Source organism: Streptomyces sp. NPDC054770 (genome assembly GCF_053611985.1).
This window is the reverse complement of the sequence record NZ_JBSHBL010000017.1, coordinates 12,407-30,661: the sequence shown is the minus strand read 5'-3', so window position 1 is coordinate 30,661 and position 18,255 is coordinate 12,407. Positions and strand designations below refer to the sequence as shown.

The following is an 18,255-nucleotide window of genomic DNA, read 5'->3' as shown; positions in this document are numbered from 1 at the left end:
AGATGTACGACCCCACAGTCGCCCGCCTCACCTACCGTGCCCTGCTGGGCCGCCGGCGGGCTCTCATCCTGGGCGCGCTGCCGATGCTGCTGATCGCGATCTCCGTCGTCGTCCGCGGCCTGGCCGGCGCCGACGACCAGACGGCCTCCGACCTGCTCGGCGGCCTCGCCCTCGCCACCATGGTGCCGATCATCGGCGTCATCGCCGGCACGGGCGCGATCGGCCCGGAGATCGACGACGGCTCGGTGGTGTACCTGCTGTCCAAGCCGATCAAACGGCCGACGATCATCTTCACCAAGCTGATCGTGGCGATCGCCGTGACGATGGTGTTCTCCGCCCTGCCGACCCTGGTCGCGGGCTTCATCCTCAACGGCAACGGCCAGCAGATCGCCGTCGCCTACACGGTGGCCGCGCTGGTCGCCTCCATCGCCTACGCCGCGCTCTTCCTGCTGCTCGGCACGGTGTCCCGGCACGCGGTGGTCTTCGGGCTCGTCTACGCCCTGGTCTGGGAGGCCCTGTTCGGCTCCCTGGTCCCGGGCGCGCGCACGCTGAGTGTCCAGCAGTGGTCCCTGGCGGTCGCCCACAAGGTGACCGGCGGCGACCTGGTCACCTCCGACGTGTCCCTGACGACGGGCACGGTGCTGCTGGTCGCGGTGACCGTCCTGGCCACCTGGTACGCCGGCCAGAAGCTGCGGTCGCTGACGCTGGCGGGCGAGGAGTAGACGCCCGCTTTATTGACGGGGGCTTCACCCGGGTCCGGGCAGACTGGGCCGAAGGGGATGCACTGTGTGGGAGGCACGGGGATGGCTGAGCGTTTCGGAGACGGCGACTGGGACGGGGTCGTCCTGGACGAGGACTTCATACGGTCCGCGGGGGCGGCGGAGCCTTCCGCGCGGGCGCGGATGCTGGCGGCGCGGTGGAAGGCCGAGAAACCCGAGCCGCAGCCGTGGCGGTCGGACGAGCCGCCGGCGGGGTGGTTCTTCAGCAAGGGGCGGCGTAAGTGGTGGCGCCGGTGAGGTTGTGGGGTAGCTGCGGGGCCGGTGGGGGCTGGTCGCGCAGTTCCCCGCGCCCCTGAAGGGGCGCGTTCAGTGGGCGCTCGTTAAATCAGTGGCGGCCAACTCGGTCCGCAGGCAGAGTTGTTGTGTCACCCCGCCAGCTGGGAGAGGAGCCGGACGATGTCCATGCACGACAGTACGTCCCGCTCCCGTCAGGGCAGCCCGCGGCGGATCGCCATGTAGCTGCCCGGGGCGGCCGCTTCGAGCACGCGATGGTCGCTCTCGCGTGGGCCGCCCACCCGGAGGATTGGCCGAGTGGTAAGGCACTGGCTTGCTAAGCCATGGTCGGGTCTGAAAAGCCCGCGCACGTTCGATCCGTGCATCCTCCGCAAGCATCAGCGCCCCGAAGGGGCGCGGGGAACTGCGCGCTCAGCCCCCACACACCCGCAGCCAACCGGCAACCTCAGCCGAGCAGACGCTCCACGACCACCGCGATGCCGTCCTCCTCGTTGGAAGACGTCACCTCGTCCGCCACAGCCTTCAGTTCCTCATGAGCGTTGGCCATGGCCACGCCCCGCGCCGCCCAGGCGAACATCGGGATGTCGTTCGGCATGTCGCCGAAGGCGATCGTGTCGGCGGGCTTGAGGCCCAGCCGGCGCGCGGCCAGCGACAGCCCCGTCGCTTTCGACAGTCCCAGCGGCAGCAGCTCGACGATGCCCTCGCCGGCCATCGCGACGCCGACGAATCCCCCGGCCGCCTGCTGTGCGGCCTCCGCCAGCTCGTCGTCCGTCAGCTCGGGATGCTGTATGTAGATCTTGTTCAGCGGCGCCGCCCACAGGTCGGCCGCGTCCGTGAAGGGGGTCGACGGGAGGTGACCCGTCACCGCGTACCCCGGCCCCACCAGCACCTCGCCGTCGAGGCCGTCACGGCTCGCCGCGAGGTACAGCGGGCCGATCTCGGCCTCGATCTTCGCGAGGGCGACCCCGGCCAGCTGCCGGTCCAGCGTCACGGACGTGAGGAGGCGGTGCGCTCCGGCGTCGTACACCTGCGCTCCCTGGGCGCAGACGGCGAGGCCGTCGTAGCCGAGGTCGTCGAGGATGTGCCGGGTCCAGGGGGCCGCGCGGCCGGTGACGACGATGTGTGCGGCGCCCGCCGCGGTGGCCGCGGCGAGCGCGTCACGGGTGCGCTGCGAGATCGACTCGTCGGAGCGCAGCAGCGTCCCGTCGAGGTCGGTGGCGACGAGCCCGTAGGGGAAGCTCACCGGGACACCGGCTCCAGGACCTCCCGGCCGCCCAGGTACGGGCGCAGCACCTCGGGCACGTACACCGAGCCGTCGGCCTGCTGGTGGTTCTCCAGGATCGCCACGATGGTGCGCGGTACGGCGCACAGCGTGCCGTTGAGCGTGGCCAGCGGCTTGACCTGCTTGCCGTCGCGGACCCGGATCGACAGCCGGCGGGACTGGAACTCGGTGCAGTCCGACGTCGACGTCAGCTCGCGGTACTTGCCCTGCGTCGGGATCCACGCCTCGCAGTCGAACTTGCGGGCGGCCGAGGCGCCGAGGTCACCGGTGGCGACGTCGATCACCCGGAACGGCAGCTCCAGCGAGGTCAGCCACTGCTTCTCCCAGGCCAGCAGACGCTGGTGCTCCGCCTCCGAGTCCTCGGGGGCGACATAGGAGAACATCTCCACCTTGTCGAACTGGTGGACGCGGAAGATGCCCTTGGTGTCCTTGCCGTGCGAACCGGCCTCGCGGCGGAAGCAGGGCGAGAAGCCGGCGTAACGCAGGGGGAGGCGCTCCGCTTCGATGATCTCGTCCATGTGGTACGCGGCGAGAGGCACCTCGGACGTGCCGACCAGGTAGAGGTCGTCCTTGTCGAGGTGGTAGACGTCCTGGGCCGCCTGGCCGAGGAAGCCGGTGCCCGCCATGGACTGCGGGCGGACCAGCGCCGGGGTCAGCATCGGCGTGAAGCCGGCCTCGGTGGCCTGGGCGATCGCCGCGTTGACGAGCGCCAGCTCCAGCAGGGCGCCGACGCCGGTCAGGAAGTAGAAGCGGGAGCCGGAGACCTTGGCGCCGCGCTCGACGTCGATCGCGCCGAGCAGCTGGCCCAGCTCCAGGTGGTCCTTGGGCTCGAAGCCCTCGGCACCGAAGTCGCGGATCGTGCCGTGCGTCTCCAGGGTGACGAAGTCCTCCTCGCCGCCGACGGGCACGTCGGGGTGGACGAGGTTGCCGAGCCTGAGCAGCAGCTCGTGGGTCTCGGCGTCGGCCGCGTCGCGCTCGGCGTCGGCCGCCTTGACGTCGGCGGCGAGCTGGCCGGCCTTCTTCAGCAGCTCGGCCTTCTCGTCACCGGCGGCCTTGGGGATGAGCTTGCCCAGCGACTTCTGTTCGTTGCGCAGCTCGTCGAAGCGGACGCCGGAGGACCTGCGCCGCTCGTCGGCAGAGAGGAGGGAGTCGACGAGCGCGACGTCCTCTCCACGGGCGCGCTGGGACGCGCGCACACGGTCGGGGTCCTCACGGAGCAGGCGAAGGTCAATCACGGAGCCAAGGCTACCGGTGCGGGGTTGCCCCCCACGAATCACTATTCGTACGTGTTCCAAATCGCGGCTTACGTTCCGTTATGGGGGAATTGCCGAGCGTGTCAATAAAAAGTGTCTCACTCCCCGAGACGGGGCAGGCGTGCGGCCTGCGGTTGACTGGATTCCCTTGTGGAGAACGGGACTTGGGGGTGCGGTTGTCCACAGGAATCCACGCTCGCGCGAGAGTTATCCACAGGCTGTGTGGACGGGGTGTGGACTCCGGAATTGATCACTCCGTGAGCGGCGTACGAAGAGAGGAATTCCCGTTTCAAACCGGGACAACACCCCCTTTCGAGTGGAAAGGCGTCGCTCCAAAAGATGAACCATGGGAAACGGGTGGACGAAGGGTGATGTGGGTGAGCGGGGTCGCCCTGGTGGGCTGTAGGGCGATTTGTCGACAGACTCATGTGTCGCTGTCGACTTGTCCCCAGGTCGAGATGGTGGCCTGTGGATAACCCCTGTGGATAACGAAGATATGAGAGTACGACTGGCTAGAAGCGGCCGTCCTGGCAGCGTGCCACCCAGTCCGAGGCGGCCACGAACTCCTCGTCCGATGTCCCCGGCCGGGTGGGACCCGCGACCTCGCCCGGCTCGACGTCCGCCCGCGGATAGGAGCCCAGGAACCGCACCTGGCGGCAGATCCGCTTCAGCCCCATCAGGGCCTCCGCCACCCGCCGGTCGGTGACGTGGCCCTCGGCGTCGATGCAGAAGCAGTAGTTGCCGATGCCGGCACCGGTCGGCCGGGACTGGAGCAGCATGAGGTTGATGCCCCGGGTGGCGAACTCGCCGAGCAGGTCGCGCAGGCCGCCGGGGTGGTCGTCGTTCTGCCAGAGCACGACCGAGGTCTTGTCCGCCCCGGTGCGGGCGGCGGGCCGGGCCGGGCGGCCGACCAGGACGAACCGGGTCTGTGCGTTCTCCGCGTCGTGGATCCCGGTCTCCAGGGCCTCCAGGCCGTACCGCTCGGCCGCGAACTCACCGGCGAACGCGGCGTCGTAGCGGCCCTCCTGGACCAGGCGGGCGCCGTCCGCGTTCGAGGCGGCGGACTCCCAGAGGGCGTCGGGGAGGTGGGCCCGCAGCCAGTTGCGGACCTGCGGCTGGGCGACCGGATGGGCGGTCACCGTCTTGATCTCGGAGAGCTTGGTGCCGGGGCGGACCAGCAGCGCGAAGGTGATCGACAGCAGCACCTCGCGGTAGATCATCAGCGGCCGGCCCGCGACCAGCTCGTCGAGGGTCGTGGTGACCCCGCCCTCGACGGAGTTCTCGATCGGCACGAACGCGGCCTCGGCCTCGCCGTTGCGTACGGCGTCCAGCGCGGACTGCACGGAGACGTAGGGGATCAGCTCCCGGGTGGCGGCCTCCGGGAGGGTGCGCAGGGCGACTTCGGTGAAGGTGCCTTCAGGACCGAGATACGCATAGCTCGCTGGCATGTCCCTCACCCTAATGGGCGCAGGGAGACGCGGCTCACTTGTCCCATCGGATCCACTCGACCGGGTGGTTTGAAAACCGGAAACGCACCAATAGTGATCAGAAACCACTCTGGCAACCAGCTATCGCCCGCCTGTCACCCCTCCAGCAGCCGCTGCCCCACATACTCCCCGGCGGCCGCGCCGCCCGGCACCGCGAACAGGCCGCTCGCCTCGTGCCGGATGTACTGCGACAGCGCGTCCCCGCGGTCCAGCTTCCGCTGCAGCGGCACGAACCCGCGCAGCGGATCCGCCTGCCAGCAGACGAAGAGCAGCCCGGCGTCCGGCGTCCCGTCCGCGTCGATGCCGTCGTGGTACGAGAACGGGCGCCGCAGGATGGCCGCGCCGCCGTTCTGGTCGGGCCGGGTGATCCGGGCGTGGGCGTTGACCGGGACGACGTACTCCCCGTCGGCCCTGGCCTTCTCCAGGTCCATCGGCGTCGTCTCGGTGCCCCCGGACAGCGGCGCCCCGTTCGACTTCTTCCGCCCGATCACGTTCTCCTGGACCGTGAGCGACAGCTTCTCCCAGTCGTCGAGGAGCATGCGGATCCGGCGTACGACGGCATAGGAGCCGTTCGTCATCCACGCCGGGCTGCTCGAACCGCTCGCCGGCACGAAGATCCGCTGGTCGAAGTCGGACTCCGTCGGCTTGGGATTGCGGGTGCCGTCCAGCTGGCCCATGAGGTTGCGGGCCGTCATGGGGTGGGCGGTGGCGCCCGGGGTGCGGTTGAAGCCGTTCATCTGCCAGCGGACCTTCGCCGCGCCGCCCGCGTCCTTCTGGATCGCGCGCAGCGCGTGGAAGGCGACCAGGGCGTCGTCGGCGCCGATCTGTACCCACAGGTCGCCGTTGCTGCGTGACTTGTCGAGGTGGTCGGAGGAGAAGTCGGGCAGCGGGTCCAGGGCGGACGGCCGCTGCTTCTCCAGGCCGGTACGGCCGAAGAAGCTGTTGCCGAAGCCGAAGGTCACCGTCAGCGAGGAGGGACCCGCGTCCCGGGCCACATCCGTGTCGTCCTGCGTCATCGGCTGGCCCGCCATCAGCCGCCCGGCCGTCGTCGACCAGCGGCGCAGCAGCGCGGCGGCCTCCGCGCGGCCCGCGCCCGCCGCCAGGTCGAAGGCGACGAGATGGCCGCGCGCCTGGAGGCCCTCGGTGATGCCCGGCTGATGTTTCCCGTGAAACATCGCCCGGTCGGAGCCCACCGAGCTGAGCGGGGTGGCCTGGGCGGGGGCGGCCGCGTAGCCGACGCCCGCACCCGCCGCGCCGAGCACGAGCCCGGTGGCCCCGGCGGTGCCGAGCAGCGCGCGGCGGCTGACGCCCGCGGCCGGGGGCGTCTCGCCGGCTGCGGCAGGGGCCTCGGTGACGGACGGGGACTGTTCAGGCATGGTGCGGTTCAGCCGATCTGCGCGTTCTTGGAGACGGTCACCTGGTCGATGTCGGAGGTCCGCACGGTGACGGAGACCTGCCAGTCGCCGGCCATGGGGATCTGCACTCCGTTCGCGGCCCAGTGCCCGGTGGTGATGTGGTCGGGGGCCACGGGAAGCGGTCCGATCTTCTTGGCGGCGAGGGTGAAGGCGACCTTCACCTCGGGGATGTCGAAGGCCCGGCCGTTGGGACGCTGGACGTAGACGTGCATCTCGTTGCTGCCCACGGTCGCGGGGTCGAGGTCGACGCGGACGACGCCCTTGCCGTCCTTGCCGCCGGTGTCGAAGGACATGTCGAGGGTCAGCGCGCCCGAGGACGAGTTCGACGACGAGGAGGAGGAAGAGGAGGAGGACGCGGCGGCGGTGGCGGCCTTGGCCTCCTGCTCGGTGCGGCTCGGCTCGCTCTGCGTCAGCACGGTCGTCACCGCGAGCAGGACCACGGCGACCCCCGCCTCGGCGAGCACCGAGCGGCGCAGGCCGAAGCGGTCGGGGTCGGCGTCCCGGAGGCGCTTCTGCCGGGCGGTGTCCATGGCGCTCTGCTGCCGGGCGAGCTGGGCGGCGCGCTCGGGGGCTTCGTCGGCGGCGGCCTTGCCGGACACGGCGGAGACCGAGGAAGCGGCGGATACGCCGGTGCCGGACCGGCCGGACTTGGCGGACTTGGCCGGCGCCTCCTTCGTGGCGGCCGACGCCTTGACCGTCTCCTTCTCTTCCTCGGCCTCTTCCTCGGCTTCTTCCCTCGCCTCGGCCGCTTCCTCCGTGTCCGCCCCGGTCCCCGTCACCGCCGCGTCCGCGAGCCGCCCCGTCCACCGGCGCGAGATGGACGCGATGCCGACGAGCAGCGCCACGAGACAGATCTTGACCAGCAGCAGCTCGCCGTACGTCGTGTCGGTGAACGCCGACCAGGAGCCGAGCTGGCGCCACGACTGGTAGATGCCGGTGCCGACCAGGGTGACGACGGAACCGAAGGCGAGCCGGGAGAAGCGCTGTACCGCGACGGCGTCGACCGGGTTGTCGGCGGGCGCCCGGTACAGCGCGACCAGCAGGGCGGTGAGACCGCCGAGCCAGGCGGCGACGGCGAGCAGATGGAGTATGTCGACCGGCATCGCGATGCCCGGCTGGAGTCCGGTGGAGGCGTGCTCGGCCATGGCCCAGCTCGCCGCGAGCCCGGCGGCGACCACGGTCCCGCCGATGGCCAGTCCGAAGGTCAGGTCGCGCTTCTCGTCGGGGTCCTCCCGCTTGTCGTACGCCCCGAACAGGACGGCGATGAAGAGAGCGGCCGCGGCGAGCAGCAGCAGCCGGGAGACCAGGGCCGCGCCGGGCTTGCTCTGGAGGACCTGGCCGAGCAGGTTCAGATCGAAGATGTCGCCGATGCTGCCCGAGGTCGTGTAGGAACCGCGCAGGAGCAGCAGCCAGAGGGTGGCGGCGGTGAGCGTCAGCCAGCCGCCGACGACCAGGCGGTGGATGGCCCGCACTCCCGAGCCACGCTGCCAGCAGACGAGGACGAAGGCGGCGCCGCCGACGAGCACGATGTACCCGGCGTACGACATGTACCGCCCGAAGCCGTACAGCCAGCCGACCACCCCGCCGCCCACGTCCTGGTCCCCGACCGAGGCGACGGTCTTGGAGGGCGTGCCCACGGAGAAGGTGAAGGCGCCGGCGACGGGGTGGCTGTCCGCCGAGACGACCTGCCAGGCGACGGTGTACGTGCCCTTGCCGAGCCCGCTCTTGAGCTGCACGCCGTAGGTCGTGCCGCTCAGGTTCGTCGGTTTGCGCAGGTCGACGCGCTTGCCCTGCGGGTCGAGGACCCGCAGGGAGTTGTCGTTCGTCGACACGTTCTCGGAGAACGTGAGCGAGATCTGGTCGGGCGCCTTCGGGACCACCACCCCCTGGGAGGGGTCGCTCCCGAGAAGCGCGGCGTGCGCGGAGGCCGGTGCGGCACCGGCGAGCAGCGCGCCGGTGACGGCGAGGAACAGCAGCACCAGCGTGCGCAGTCGGGGCGCGATGGTCCGTGTCACAGTGGATCCCTCCCTCAGTGTCCGGTCGACGGGTTGTACGTGGCGGACTTCACCGGCATCTCGACGGTGAGCGGACCGGATTCGGCGAACTTGAGTTTCAAGGTGATCGTGTCGCCCTGTTCCGGGCGGCGCTTCAGCTTCTCGAACATCAGATGGTTGCCACCGCTTTTGAACACGAGTTGACCGTGTGCGGGCACCTCGAAGGAGTCGACCTCCTCCATCGCCCCGCCCTTGGTCTCGTGCATGGTGATCTCACCGGCGGAGCTACTGGTCACGGAGGTCAGCTCGTCCTTCGTGTCGCCCTTGTTGGTGATCGTCAGGAATCCGGCGGCCATGTCGGCGGAGACCGGCTGGGGCATGTAGGAGGCGCCGACGGACAGCTCGGCCGCCGAGGAGCCGGAGGAGCCCGAGGCCCCCGAGCCGCCGCAGCCCGCGAGGGCGAGCGCCCCCGTGATCGCTATCCCGGTCAGGGCGAGGCGCCTTCCGGTCGGAGCCGAACGCTTCACGGGTTCTCCCCCTTGATGATCTTGGGGAGATCCTTGGTGTAGTCGTCGACGGTGGCGCCCTCGTCGTAGAGGAGGTATCCGCCGTCGGTCTTCGGCGAGAACGCGATGACCTGGGTGCCGTGCACCGAGACGACCTTGCCGGTCTTCTTGTCCTTGTGGGTCGGCTCGATGGAGATGCCCAGGCTGCGGGCGCCGGCCTGGATGGTGGCGAAGTCGCCGGTCAGCCCGACGAAGCTGGGGTCGATGCCCTTGAGCCACTTGCCGAGCTCGGACGGGGTGTCGCGGCCCGGGTCGGTGGTGACGAAGACGACCCGCAGCTTGGCCTGGTCGGCCTTGGACAGCGCCTTCTTGGCGACCGCGAGGTTGTTCATGGTCAGCGGGCAGACGTCGGGGCAGTGCGTGTAGCCGAAGTAGATCAGCGTCGGCCTGCCCTTGGTCTCCGCGCGCAGGTCGTACTTCTTGCCCTGGGTGTCGGTGAGCACCAGGTCCGGCTTCTCGAACGGTGTGTCGAGGATGGTCGCGGCCTTGTTCGAGGTGTCCCCGGAGACCACGGTGACGGGTGACTTGGCATCGTCGCCGCTGCCGCAGGCGGACAGGGTCAGGGTGGCGGCGGCGAGCAGCGCGGCCGCGGCGAACGTCTTCTTGCGCATACGAAAATGTCCCAGATGTGAGAGATCCGGCACGCACCGGGGGCCGTACGACGGTCGTGGGAGTACGACAGCCTCGCACGCCCCCCTGTGCGCGTCACGGACGCGGAACTCAGGCCTCGGTGGTGGACCGGCGGCGGCCGGCGAGGACGCCGTAGGCGACCCCGGCCGCGCCGACGACGATGCCGACGACGCCGAGGACACGGGCGGTGGTGTCACTGCCGCCGGCGGAGCCGGAGTCGTCGGACGCGGTGGTCTCGGTCTTCGCCGAGGTCTCCTCGGCCGTGTCCGTGGCCGTGGCGGACCCGTGGTGGTCGTCCGTGGCGGCGGACAGCGCGAGGACCGGGGCCGGGTTCTCCGGCTCGTCCTGGCCCTTCTGCTGGACCTCGATCCAGCGGACGACCTCGTTGTTCGAGTACGTCTGGATCGCCTTGAAGACCAGTTCGTCGGTGTTCTCGGGCAGGGCGCCCACGGAGAGCGGGAACTTCTGGAAGTAGCCCGGCTCGATGCCCTTGCCGCCGGAGGCGGTCCAGGTGACCTTGGTGACCGCCTCGTCGATCTTCTGGCCGTGCATCTCCAGCGGCTCGGCCAGCTTGGACTTGGTGATCTCGATCTTCCAGCCGGCCATCGGCTGCGCCATCACGGAGGCCAGCGGGTGGTCGGCGGGGAAGTTGACCTCGACCTTGGTGGTCGAGGCGTCGTCGCGCTCGTTGGGGACCTTGAAGTCGATGACCGCGTAACCGCCCTTGGCGGCGGTGCCCTCGGGCTGCACGCTGACGTGCGCGAACGCGGGCGAGGAGACGGCCAGTACGGCGGTACCCGTGACGGCGGCGACGGCGGCGATACGAGAGGCCTTCATGGCGGAAGCCTTCATGGCAGGGAGCACTCCACTCCGAGTGAGTTCTGTCGTTGAGGGGGCGCGTGCACACCCGAAGACGGAAGGCCGAAGGCCGGAACCGAAGGCCGGAACCGAAGGCCGGAACCGAAAGCCGGAACCGAAAGCAGCCATCGGAAAGCGCACGCGCGCGTGCCGCACGACGGCGGCCGGCCCCTCCGGATCCGGGCAGGTCCCGGGGAGTGCTGTGGTCGCGTCGTGTCAGGCGGCGAGAACGAGTACGGCGCCGGCCATGGGCGGCCCGCGCCGGACCACGGAGTGCTGGAGTACGACGGTGCGCGGGGCGGCCGGTATGTCCCAGGCGCTACGACGGCCACGCGCGGGTGCCCCGGGTACGGCCACGAGCCCTGCGCACAGGGCACACGCCAGCGCGAGCGCCCCGCGCAGGGAACGGACGAGCGCCCCCTCGGCGACCCCGAGCGCCGAATCGGCCGACAACTGCATCAGCCGCAGCAGCGCCAGGTCGCCCCGGCGCAGCAGCCACCCCGCGACGACGGCCGCGAGGAGGTGTCCCAGCAGCATGGGCACGGAGGGCAGCAGCGAGCCGGAGGCCCCGGTGGCGTCCGCGGCGTGGGCCGCCCCGCTGGTACCGGCGGCCGGGACGGAGGTGCTGAGATGCGCGTCCGCGAGGATCTTGTACGCGTGGGCGGGGCTGATCTGCACGGCCCCGGCCCCGCACACCAGCCGCGCGGCCCGCTCCACCAGCGAGGCGTCACTCATGGACGTCGACGACACGGACGACACGGACGACACGGACGACACGGACGACACGGACGACATGGACGTCATCGAGGACATCGACATCGAGCCGCCGGACATCATGGAGCCACCGTGCTGACCGAGCCCGAACAGCGTGTGGAGCACGGTCTGGAGCACCGCGAGCAGGGCCACGATCCCCGGTAGCGAGCGGGCCCGGCCGGCCAGCGGGGCGACCAGCGCCAGGGTGCCCAGAAAGCCCGCGCCGAGCGTCCACAGCGGAACGGTCGCGCAGGAGGCCAGAGTGTGCCCCGCCGCTGCCAGCACGACACAGAGCGCGGCGAACACCGCGGCCCGCAGGAGCCGCAGTCCGCTTCCGGTGCGCGCCGCGCGCGGCTGGGGGGCAGTCATGGCGCGCTCATCATCGCACTGGACCCACGCCCGCTTTACGTCAGGTCCAGAAGGTTCCGTTACGCCCGGGAGCGGTGATCGAGAGGAAGAACCGAAAGATCATCTTTGTGCCGAACCACCCGCTCATACACCGAAACCTCCCCCCGCGCATCCCCCGGATGGGCGTTCTCACATGAACGGAGTGCTTACACCCGCGCACGGGTGGCAATAGGTATCGGTATGTCGAGCCGCAGCCAGGAGGCTGGAGCATGAGCATCTGGTGGTCACTCCATCTGCGGCGTGAGGCCGCGAGCGTGCCGCTCGCCCGCCGGCTGCTGATCGGCACGATGGAGACTGCGGGCGTCGACCCCGACATCTCCTACGACCTCTCCGTCGCCCTCAGTGAGGCCTGCGCGAACGCCGTCGAGCACGGTGGGGCAGGCCGTCCTTCGGAGGCGTACCGGGTCACTGCCTACCTGGACGGCGAGAAGTGCCGTATCGAGGTGGCCGATTCGGGGCCGGGGCTCGGTCCGGGGTTCGCCCGTACCCAGGACCTCAGACCCGCCCGTCCCGACGCCGAGCACGGGAGAGGCCTCTGCCTCATCAGAGAACTCGCGGATCACGTCCACATCGGCAACAAGCCGGGCCGCGGCGGCACCGTGGTGAGCTTCGACAAGATCCTCAAGTGGAAGAAAGATCCTTCTCTGCTTTCGGCATGACTCTCGCCCCCGCATAACACCCGCGCTAGGGTGCGCGCATGATTCTCAGAAAGATTAAAGAAAGCCTGCTCCTGCCCGGGGTGATATTGCGTCCCATTGCCGTCGGCGACGCGAAAGCGCTGTGCGCCGCATACGTCGGCAACCGACAGCATCTCGAACCCTGGGAACCGGTCAGACCGGAGTCCTTCTTCACCGTCGAGGGCCAGACCGAGCGCATCGAAGGCCTGCTGGGGCAGGCCGCCGACGGCCTCGTGGCCCCCTGGCTCATGGAGTCGGCGCAGGACGGCCGGATCGTCGGGGCGATCACTCTTTCCGGAATTTCCCTGGGCCCTTTCTGCAGTTCATACGTCGGCTATTGGGTGGCCGGTGATCAGCAGGGCCGTGGTCTGGCCACCGCCGCTCTGGAGCGGGTCTGCGAGATCGCCCGGGATGTCGTGGGACTTCACCGGATCGAGGCGTCCACCCTGATCGAGAACACGACGTCCCAACGCGTGCTGAAGAAATGCGGGTTCGAGACGATCGGCGATGCTCCGCAGTATCTGCACATCAATGGAGAATGGCGGGACAGCCGGCTGTTCCAGCGGATCCTGCACGATCACGCCCCGGCTCTGTGACCAGCGGCTTCCCTGCCGGTTCAGCTTCCTGGGCGTTCACAGGCCGTTGCCAGCTCCCGCCCATGCCCCTGACAAACGACCTTCCTAGCTTCGTCGGCCATGACGGGAAACCACAAAAACACGTCGATCACCCGCCGCCGTGCCCTCGCGGTCTCCGGCGGCACGGTGGCGGCCGGCGGCCTCGCGGTCGCCGGCTTCCAGTCGGCCTTCGCCGACACGACCGACACCAGCACCGACGCGGACGCCACCGCCTCCGCGAGTTCCACCGGCAGTGAGTGCATGACGCTGATGAGCAGCGTCACGGAAGGGCCGTACTACCTCGATGGTGCCTTGGTGCGCAAGGACATCACCGAGGGCAAGGCCGGCGTTCCGCTGACCCTCCGCCTGACCGTCGTGGACGCCACCGACGGCTGCACCCCGGTCAAGGGCGCGGCGGTCGAGATCTGGCACTGCGACGCCTGGGGCTACTACTCCGGCTACACCACCGCCAACCCCGGCGGCTCCGCCCCCGCGGAGAGCGAGGAGGGCGACTCCGCCGACGACAACACCTACCTGCGCGGCTACCAGATCGCGGGCGCCAACGGGGTCGTCAAGTTCGAGACGATCTTCCCGGGCTGGTACACCCCGCGCACCTGCCACATCCACGTGAAGGTGCACACGGGCGGCGAGAAGGAGGACGGCACCTACGAGGGCGGCAAGGTCAACTACACCGGCCAGCTGTTCTTCGCCGACGACATCGCCGAGGAGATCTTCACGCTCGACCCCTACTCGAAGCACACCGGCAGCTACACCGTGCTCGCCGACGACATGGTGTACGACGGCGGTGGCGCCGCCGGCGGCCTGCTGACCCTGAAGGCCGTGCACAAGAAGGACCCCTCGAAGGGCTACAAGGGCTCCCTGGCCCTGGCCGTCGACCCGGACGCCGAGAACACGGGCGCCGGCAGCGGCGGCGGAGGCACCCCGCCGAGCGGCAGCCCCACGGGCGCCCCGCCCAGCGATGCGCCCAGTGACAGCGCCTCCCCTTCAACCTCCGCCTCCTCATAAGGTAAGGGACATGACAAGCCGCGAGGACGACGCGCTGGCGCGGGCCGCCGTGGCCGCGCTCACCGGTCAGCTGGCCCTGGCTCCCAAGCCGGGCCTGCCCGACCCGCGTGACCTGGACGCCCGCAGCACGCGCCGGGAGCACGACAGTCTGCGCTGGTCGGCCAAGGCGCTGGCGCCCGGCCTCGCGGCGATGGCCGCCGCCGCCCGCCGTACCGGCGAAGCCACGCCGGTGCTGCGGGCGGAACTGGGCGCGATCGGCCGGTGCACCGAGCACTCGGTCGGCCTGGCCGGCGGCGGCCACAAGGGCGCCCTGTGGGCCCTCGGCTTCCTGGTCGCCGCGGTCGCCCTGGACCCGCGCGCCAAGGCCCGCGAGATCGCCGCGAACGCCCGGAAGATCGCCGCGTTCAACGACAAGGGCGCCCCCAAGCGCCCCTCCCGGGGTTCGTCGATCTCCGTCAAGTACGGCGCGGCCGGCGCCCGGGGCGAGGCAAGGGCCGGATTCCCGCACGTACGCAGGGCGTTGGAGGCCCTCACCACGGCCCGCAAGGCAGGCGCCACCGAGAACCAGGCCCGCCTGGACGCCTTACTCACGGTGATGTGCACCCTCCAGGACACCGAACTCCTCTACACGGCGGGCCCGTTGGGCCTACGCCAGGTCCAGGCAGGGGCGCGCGCAGTACTGGAGGCAGGCGGCACGGCGGCGGAGGCGGGCGCGGAGGCACTGCGCACCCTTGACGCCGACCTGCACGAGAAGGGCTGGAGCCCACGCGGCAGCGCGGGCCTGCTGGCCGGAGCTCTGTTCTTGGATGCGCTGCCTGCAGCGCCCCGTTAGATGCGCTGACTACAGCGCCCCGTCAGGGGCGCGGGGAACTGCGCGACCAGCCACCGACTACCCGCAGAACGCAACGATGGCCGGGCACCCCCTAGGTACCCGGCCATTTCACATCCGTCAGCCCTTCAGCGAAGCCATCCAGCCCTCGACCTCGTCCGACCGCCGAGGCAGCCCAGCGCTGAGGTTCCGGTTCCCGTCGGCCGTCACCAGGATGTCGTCCTCGATCCGCACCCCGATCCCCCGGTACTCCTCCGGCACGGTGACGTCGTCGGCCTGGAAGTACAGCCCCGGCTCGACGGTCAGCACCATCCCCGCCTCCAGGACGCCCTCCACATACGTCTCGGTCCGCGCCGCAGCACAGTCATGGACGTCGAGCCCGAGCATGTGCCCCGTCCCGTGCAGCGTCCACCGGCGCTGCAGGCCCAGCTCCAGCACCCGCTCCACCGGCCCCTCCACGAGCCCCCACTCGACGATCCGCTCGGCCAGCACCCGCTGCGCGGCATCGTGGAAGTCGCGGTACTTGGCACCCGGCTGCACAGCCGCGATCCCGGCCTCCTGGGCGTCGTAGACGGCGTCGTAGATCTTCTTCTGGATCTCGCTGTACGTGCCGTTGACCGGCAGCGTGCGCGTGACGTCGGCGGTGTACAGGCTGTGCGTCTCGACGCCGGCGTCCAGCAGGAGCAGGTCGCCGGAGCGCACCGGGCCGTCGTTGCGGACCCAGTGCAGGGTGCAGGCGTGCGGGCCGGCCGCGCAGATGGAGCCGTAGCCGATGTCGTTGCCCTCCACGCGCGCGCGGAGGAAGAACGTGCCCTCGATGTAGCGCTCGGAGGTGGCCTCGGCCTTGTCGAGGACCTTCACGACGTCCTCGAAGCCGCGGACCGTGGAGTCGACGGCCTTCTGGAGCTCGCCGACCTCCCACTCGTCCTTGACCAGCCGCGCCTCGGAGAGGAAGACCCGCAGCTCCTCGTCGCGCTCGGCGGTGACCTTGTCGGTCAGCGCCTCCTGGATGCCGGCGTCGTACCCGCGTACGACCCGCACCGGGCCGGTGGCCTCGCGCAGCTGGGCGGCCAGCTCGCGCACGTCGGCGGCGGGGATGCCGTAGAGCGCCTCGGACTCGGTGAGGGAGTGCCGGCGGCCGACCCACAGCTCGCCCTGGCCGGAGAGCCAGAACTCGCCGTTCTCGCGGTCGGAGCGGGGCAGCAGGTAGACGGTGGCCACATGGCCGTCGTCCTTCGGCTCCAGGACGAGTACGCCGTCCTCGGTCTGGTTGCCGGTCAGGTAGACGTACTCGACCGACGCCCGGAACGGGTAGTCCGTGTCGTTCGAGCGGGTCTTCAGGTTGCCGGCCGGGATCACCAGGCGCTCGCCCGGGAAGCGGGCGGACAGCTCGGCGCGGCGGCGGGCGGTGTGCCCGGCCTGCTCGATGGGCTGGAGATCACGCAGCTCCGTGTCGGCCCAGCCGGACTTCATGCTGTCGGCGAGCTCGTCGGACACGGCCGGGTACAGGCCGTTCTTGCGCTGCTTGATCGGCTCTTCCGACTCGGTCTCCGGGGTCTCCGGAGTCTCCGGGGTGAGCTCGTCGGACACGGTCATCCTCCTCGATACTGCACTGGATCCCGTCCATCGTACGGTCGTACCGAACGGCGTCCCAGGCAGTCGGGACCCACGGCGGTGTGAGGTGTGTCCGCTTCCGTCTCGTTCCGCCTTGTTGACTGACCGGTCAGTCGAAGCGGGCCGCCAGCAGGACCACGTCCTCCTCGCTGTCGGCCTCGTCCAGGCCGTTCGGCAGCACCGTGCGCAGGACGTGGTCGGCGATCGCCCCGGGGTCGTGGCGCAGCGCGCGCGGGACGCTCGCGGCGGCCGTGTGCAGCCGGGCGAAGGCGCGGTCCATGGGGTCGCCGGTGCGGTGCAGCAGCCCGTCGGTGTAGAGGAGCACGGTCTCGCCGGCCTCCGCCTCGATCTCCACGCTGGGCGCCTCCCAGCAGGCGAGCATGCCCAGCGGTGCGGACACCGAGGTCTCCGCGAACTCGGTGCGGTGCGCCCCGATCAGCAGCGGCGGGCTGTGTCCTGCCCCGGCGAGGGTGACCTTGCGCAGCGCGGGCTCGCAGTAGGCGAACAGGGCGGTGGCCGAGCGGGCCGGTTCGGTCAGCCGCAGCAGCAGTTCCAGGTCGGAGAGGACCGCGACCGGGTCCTCGCCCTCCATCACGGCGTACGCCCGCAGGGAGGCGCGCAGCCGGCCCATCGCGGCGACCGCGCTGGGCCCGGAGCCGGTGACCGAGCCGACGGCGAGGCCGAGGGCCGCGTCGGGCAGCGGCAGTGCGTCGTACCAGTCGCCGCCGCCGCGCGGACCGGTGCGGTGCCGGGCCGCGAGCTGGACGCCGGCCACCCGGGGCAGCCGGGAGGGGAGCAGCTCCTCGGCGATGGTCGCCATGCACGCGCGCGTGCGCTCGACCTCCAGCAGCCGGGCCAGGTGCTCGGCCGCGAACCGGACGTACAGGCCGGCGAGGTGGCGCTGGCGCTCGTGCGGCTCGGCCGGCTCGTCGTACAGCCAGGCGACCGCGCCGAGGCGGCCGGCCGCCTCGGTGACGAGGGGGAGTGCGTAGCTGGCGGCGTAGCCGAGGCGGGCGGCGACCTCGCGGTGGCGCGGGTCGAGGCCGTCCTCGGCGAACAGGTCGGGGTGCACGGTCTCGGCGGCGGCGCCGTACGGCAGCGCGCCGGGCGGGACGGTCTCCAGGTGGCCGAGGTCCGCGCGGCCGAGGCCGAGGCCGAGCGTGCTGCGCGGGCCGAGTCCGTCGGCCGGCTCCAGCGCCACGAGACCGCGCCGGGCGCCCACGAGGGCGGCACCGGCGCGCAGCAGTTCCTGGAGGGCCGGCTCCAGTGTGCCGGTCCGGGTGAGCCGTTCGGTCAGTTCATGGAGGGTGGTGAGGTCGGAGACCCAGCCGGCCAGCCGGTCCTGGAGAACGGTGCCGGGGGCCGGGGCGGCGGGGGCCTTCGGGACGGGAGGTGCGGCCGGGGCGGGGGGAACCGGCGCGACAGTGTGGGTGGGCGTGGGAACCGTTGAATCGATTCCAGCCACTTTCGGAGGGTGCGGGGCGTTCATCGCGTCCGGCTTCCAGACCTGTGCGTATTGCTGAAAAGCATCGCAAACCCCCATGTCTTTCTGCGCCGCTAGCAGTGTCTCCACATGTACACGCACTCGTGAGGAGATGTCCAGCATTGTCCTGCCGGGATTCCTGGTGTCCGTGGGCCTCTTGAGGTCTTCGCGAGGTGTTCTCCCGGACGGCTTGCACAAAAGCAAAGTTGGCTTAAAACTGACTCGGGCAACGGTTCATTGCGGTCGACTGGCCTTGCTCCACGGAGCGTCACAGCGGTCGTGATGGGTACGTACTCGGAGAAGGCCAGGGGTGGTTGGGGACCACCCGGAACCTGGCGACGGACCCGGGCGTC

Annotated in this window: 17 protein-coding genes and 1 tRNA gene; 7 read left to right on the top strand and 11 right to left on the bottom strand. The window is 70.6% G+C overall.

Annotated features, from left to right (window positions below; translation table 11 throughout):
- Window positions 1-2 precede the first annotated feature (2 nt).
- The 3 genes from ACWGKQ_RS17375 (at window position 3) to ACWGKQ_RS17365 (ending at window position 1,384) form a co-directional block, all read left to right on the top strand.
- Complete coding sequence (locus ACWGKQ_RS17375; protein WP_453292778.1) at window positions 3-722, top strand: ABC transporter permease; 720 nt, start codon at window positions 3-5, stop codon at window positions 720-722.
- A gap of 81 nt (window positions 723-803) precedes the next feature.
- Window positions 804-1,016 (top strand): SGM_3592 family protein, encoded by a 213-nt coding sequence (locus tag ACWGKQ_RS17370; RefSeq protein WP_453292777.1) that lies wholly within the window; start codon window positions 804-806, stop codon window positions 1,014-1,016.
- A gap of 280 nt (window positions 1,017-1,296) precedes the next feature.
- A tRNA-Ser gene (locus ACWGKQ_RS17365) sits at window positions 1,297-1,384 on the top strand.
- 74 nt (window positions 1,385-1,458) lie between these two features.
- Here ACWGKQ_RS17365 and ACWGKQ_RS17360 read toward each other — a convergent pair.
- The 9 genes from ACWGKQ_RS17360 to ACWGKQ_RS17320 form a co-directional block, all read right to left on the bottom strand.
- Complete coding sequence (locus tag ACWGKQ_RS17360) at window positions 1,459-2,256, bottom strand: HAD family hydrolase (RefSeq protein WP_453292776.1); 798 nt, start codon at window positions 2,254-2,256, stop codon at window positions 1,459-1,461.
- Entirely contained in the window at window positions 2,253-3,530 is a 1,278-nt protein-coding gene (gene serS, locus ACWGKQ_RS17355; RefSeq protein WP_453292775.1) for a serine--tRNA ligase, read from the bottom strand. The genes ACWGKQ_RS17360 and serS overlap by 4 nt, the downstream gene beginning before the upstream one ends.
- Before the next feature lie 530 nt (window positions 3,531-4,060).
- Window positions 4,061-4,996 carry a prephenate dehydratase gene (pheA, locus tag ACWGKQ_RS17350; protein WP_453292774.1) on the bottom strand — a complete coding sequence of 312 codons (936 nt, stop codon included), beginning with the start codon at window positions 4,994-4,996 and terminating at the stop codon, window positions 4,061-4,063.
- Window positions 4,997-5,130: 134 nt separating this feature from the next.
- Window positions 5,131-6,411, bottom strand: a complete 1,281-nt coding sequence (gene efeB / locus ACWGKQ_RS17345; RefSeq protein WP_453292773.1) for an iron uptake transporter deferrochelatase/peroxidase subunit — start codon at window positions 6,409-6,411, stop codon at window positions 5,131-5,133.
- An 8-nt stretch (window positions 6,412-6,419) separates the two neighbouring features.
- Window positions 6,420-8,465 carry a copper resistance protein CopC gene (locus ACWGKQ_RS17340; RefSeq protein ID WP_453292772.1) on the bottom strand — a complete coding sequence of 682 codons (2,046 nt, stop codon included), beginning with the start codon at window positions 8,463-8,465 and terminating at the stop codon, window positions 6,420-6,422.
- Between the two features lie 14 nt (window positions 8,466-8,479).
- Entirely contained in the window at window positions 8,480-8,971 is a 492-nt protein-coding gene (locus ACWGKQ_RS17335) for a copper chaperone PCu(A)C (RefSeq protein ID WP_453292771.1), read from the bottom strand.
- The gene (locus ACWGKQ_RS17330) at window positions 8,968-9,621 is read right to left on the bottom strand and encodes an SCO family protein (RefSeq protein ID WP_453292770.1); all 654 of its coding nucleotides are present in this window, start codon (window positions 9,619-9,621) and stop codon (window positions 8,968-8,970) included. The genes ACWGKQ_RS17335 and ACWGKQ_RS17330 overlap by 4 nt, the downstream gene beginning before the upstream one ends.
- Window positions 9,622-9,730: 109 nt before the next feature.
- The gene (locus ACWGKQ_RS17325) at window positions 9,731-10,477 is read right to left on the bottom strand and encodes a YcnI family copper-binding membrane protein (protein WP_453292769.1); all 747 of its coding nucleotides are present in this window, start codon (window positions 10,475-10,477) and stop codon (window positions 9,731-9,733) included.
- 237 nt (window positions 10,478-10,714) lie between these two features.
- Window positions 10,715-11,620 carry a hypothetical protein gene (locus ACWGKQ_RS17320; protein WP_453292768.1) on the bottom strand — a complete coding sequence of 302 codons (906 nt, stop codon included), beginning with the start codon at window positions 11,618-11,620 and terminating at the stop codon, window positions 10,715-10,717.
- Window positions 11,621-11,868: 248 nt separating this feature from the next.
- Here ACWGKQ_RS17320 and ACWGKQ_RS17315 point away from each other — a divergent pair, with 248 nt between their 5' ends.
- From ACWGKQ_RS17315 to ACWGKQ_RS17300, 4 genes are all read left to right on the top strand, one after another.
- Window positions 11,869-12,318 (top strand): ATP-binding protein, encoded by a 450-nt coding sequence (locus tag ACWGKQ_RS17315; protein WP_453292767.1) that lies wholly within the window; start codon window positions 11,869-11,871, stop codon window positions 12,316-12,318.
- Between the two features lie 38 nt (window positions 12,319-12,356).
- Entirely contained in the window at window positions 12,357-12,932 is a 576-nt protein-coding gene (locus tag ACWGKQ_RS17310; protein ID WP_453292766.1) for a GNAT family N-acetyltransferase, read from the top strand.
- A 99-nt stretch (window positions 12,933-13,031) separates the two neighbouring features.
- Entirely contained in the window at window positions 13,032-13,976 is a 945-nt protein-coding gene (locus ACWGKQ_RS17305; protein WP_453292765.1) for an intradiol ring-cleavage dioxygenase, read from the top strand.
- Between the two features lie 10 nt (window positions 13,977-13,986).
- The gene (locus tag ACWGKQ_RS17300) at window positions 13,987-14,808 is read left to right on the top strand and encodes a triphosphoribosyl-dephospho-CoA synthase (protein ID WP_453292764.1); all 822 of its coding nucleotides are present in this window, start codon (window positions 13,987-13,989) and stop codon (window positions 14,806-14,808) included.
- A gap of 117 nt (window positions 14,809-14,925) precedes the next feature.
- On the opposite strand, the gene ACWGKQ_RS17295 is transcribed toward ACWGKQ_RS17300, so the two are convergent.
- Together ACWGKQ_RS17295 and ACWGKQ_RS17290 are read right to left on the bottom strand one after the other, a co-directional pair.
- Window positions 14,926-16,395 (bottom strand): aminopeptidase P family protein, encoded by a 1,470-nt coding sequence (locus ACWGKQ_RS17295; RefSeq protein WP_453292763.1) that lies wholly within the window; start codon window positions 16,393-16,395, stop codon window positions 14,926-14,928.
- 133 nt (window positions 16,396-16,528) lie between these two features.
- Window positions 16,529-18,025: a PP2C family protein-serine/threonine phosphatase gene (locus tag ACWGKQ_RS17290; protein ID WP_453292762.1), complete on the bottom strand. Its 1,497-nt coding sequence runs from the start codon at window positions 18,023-18,025 to the stop codon at window positions 16,529-16,531.
- Window positions 18,026-18,255: the final 230 nt, after the last annotated feature.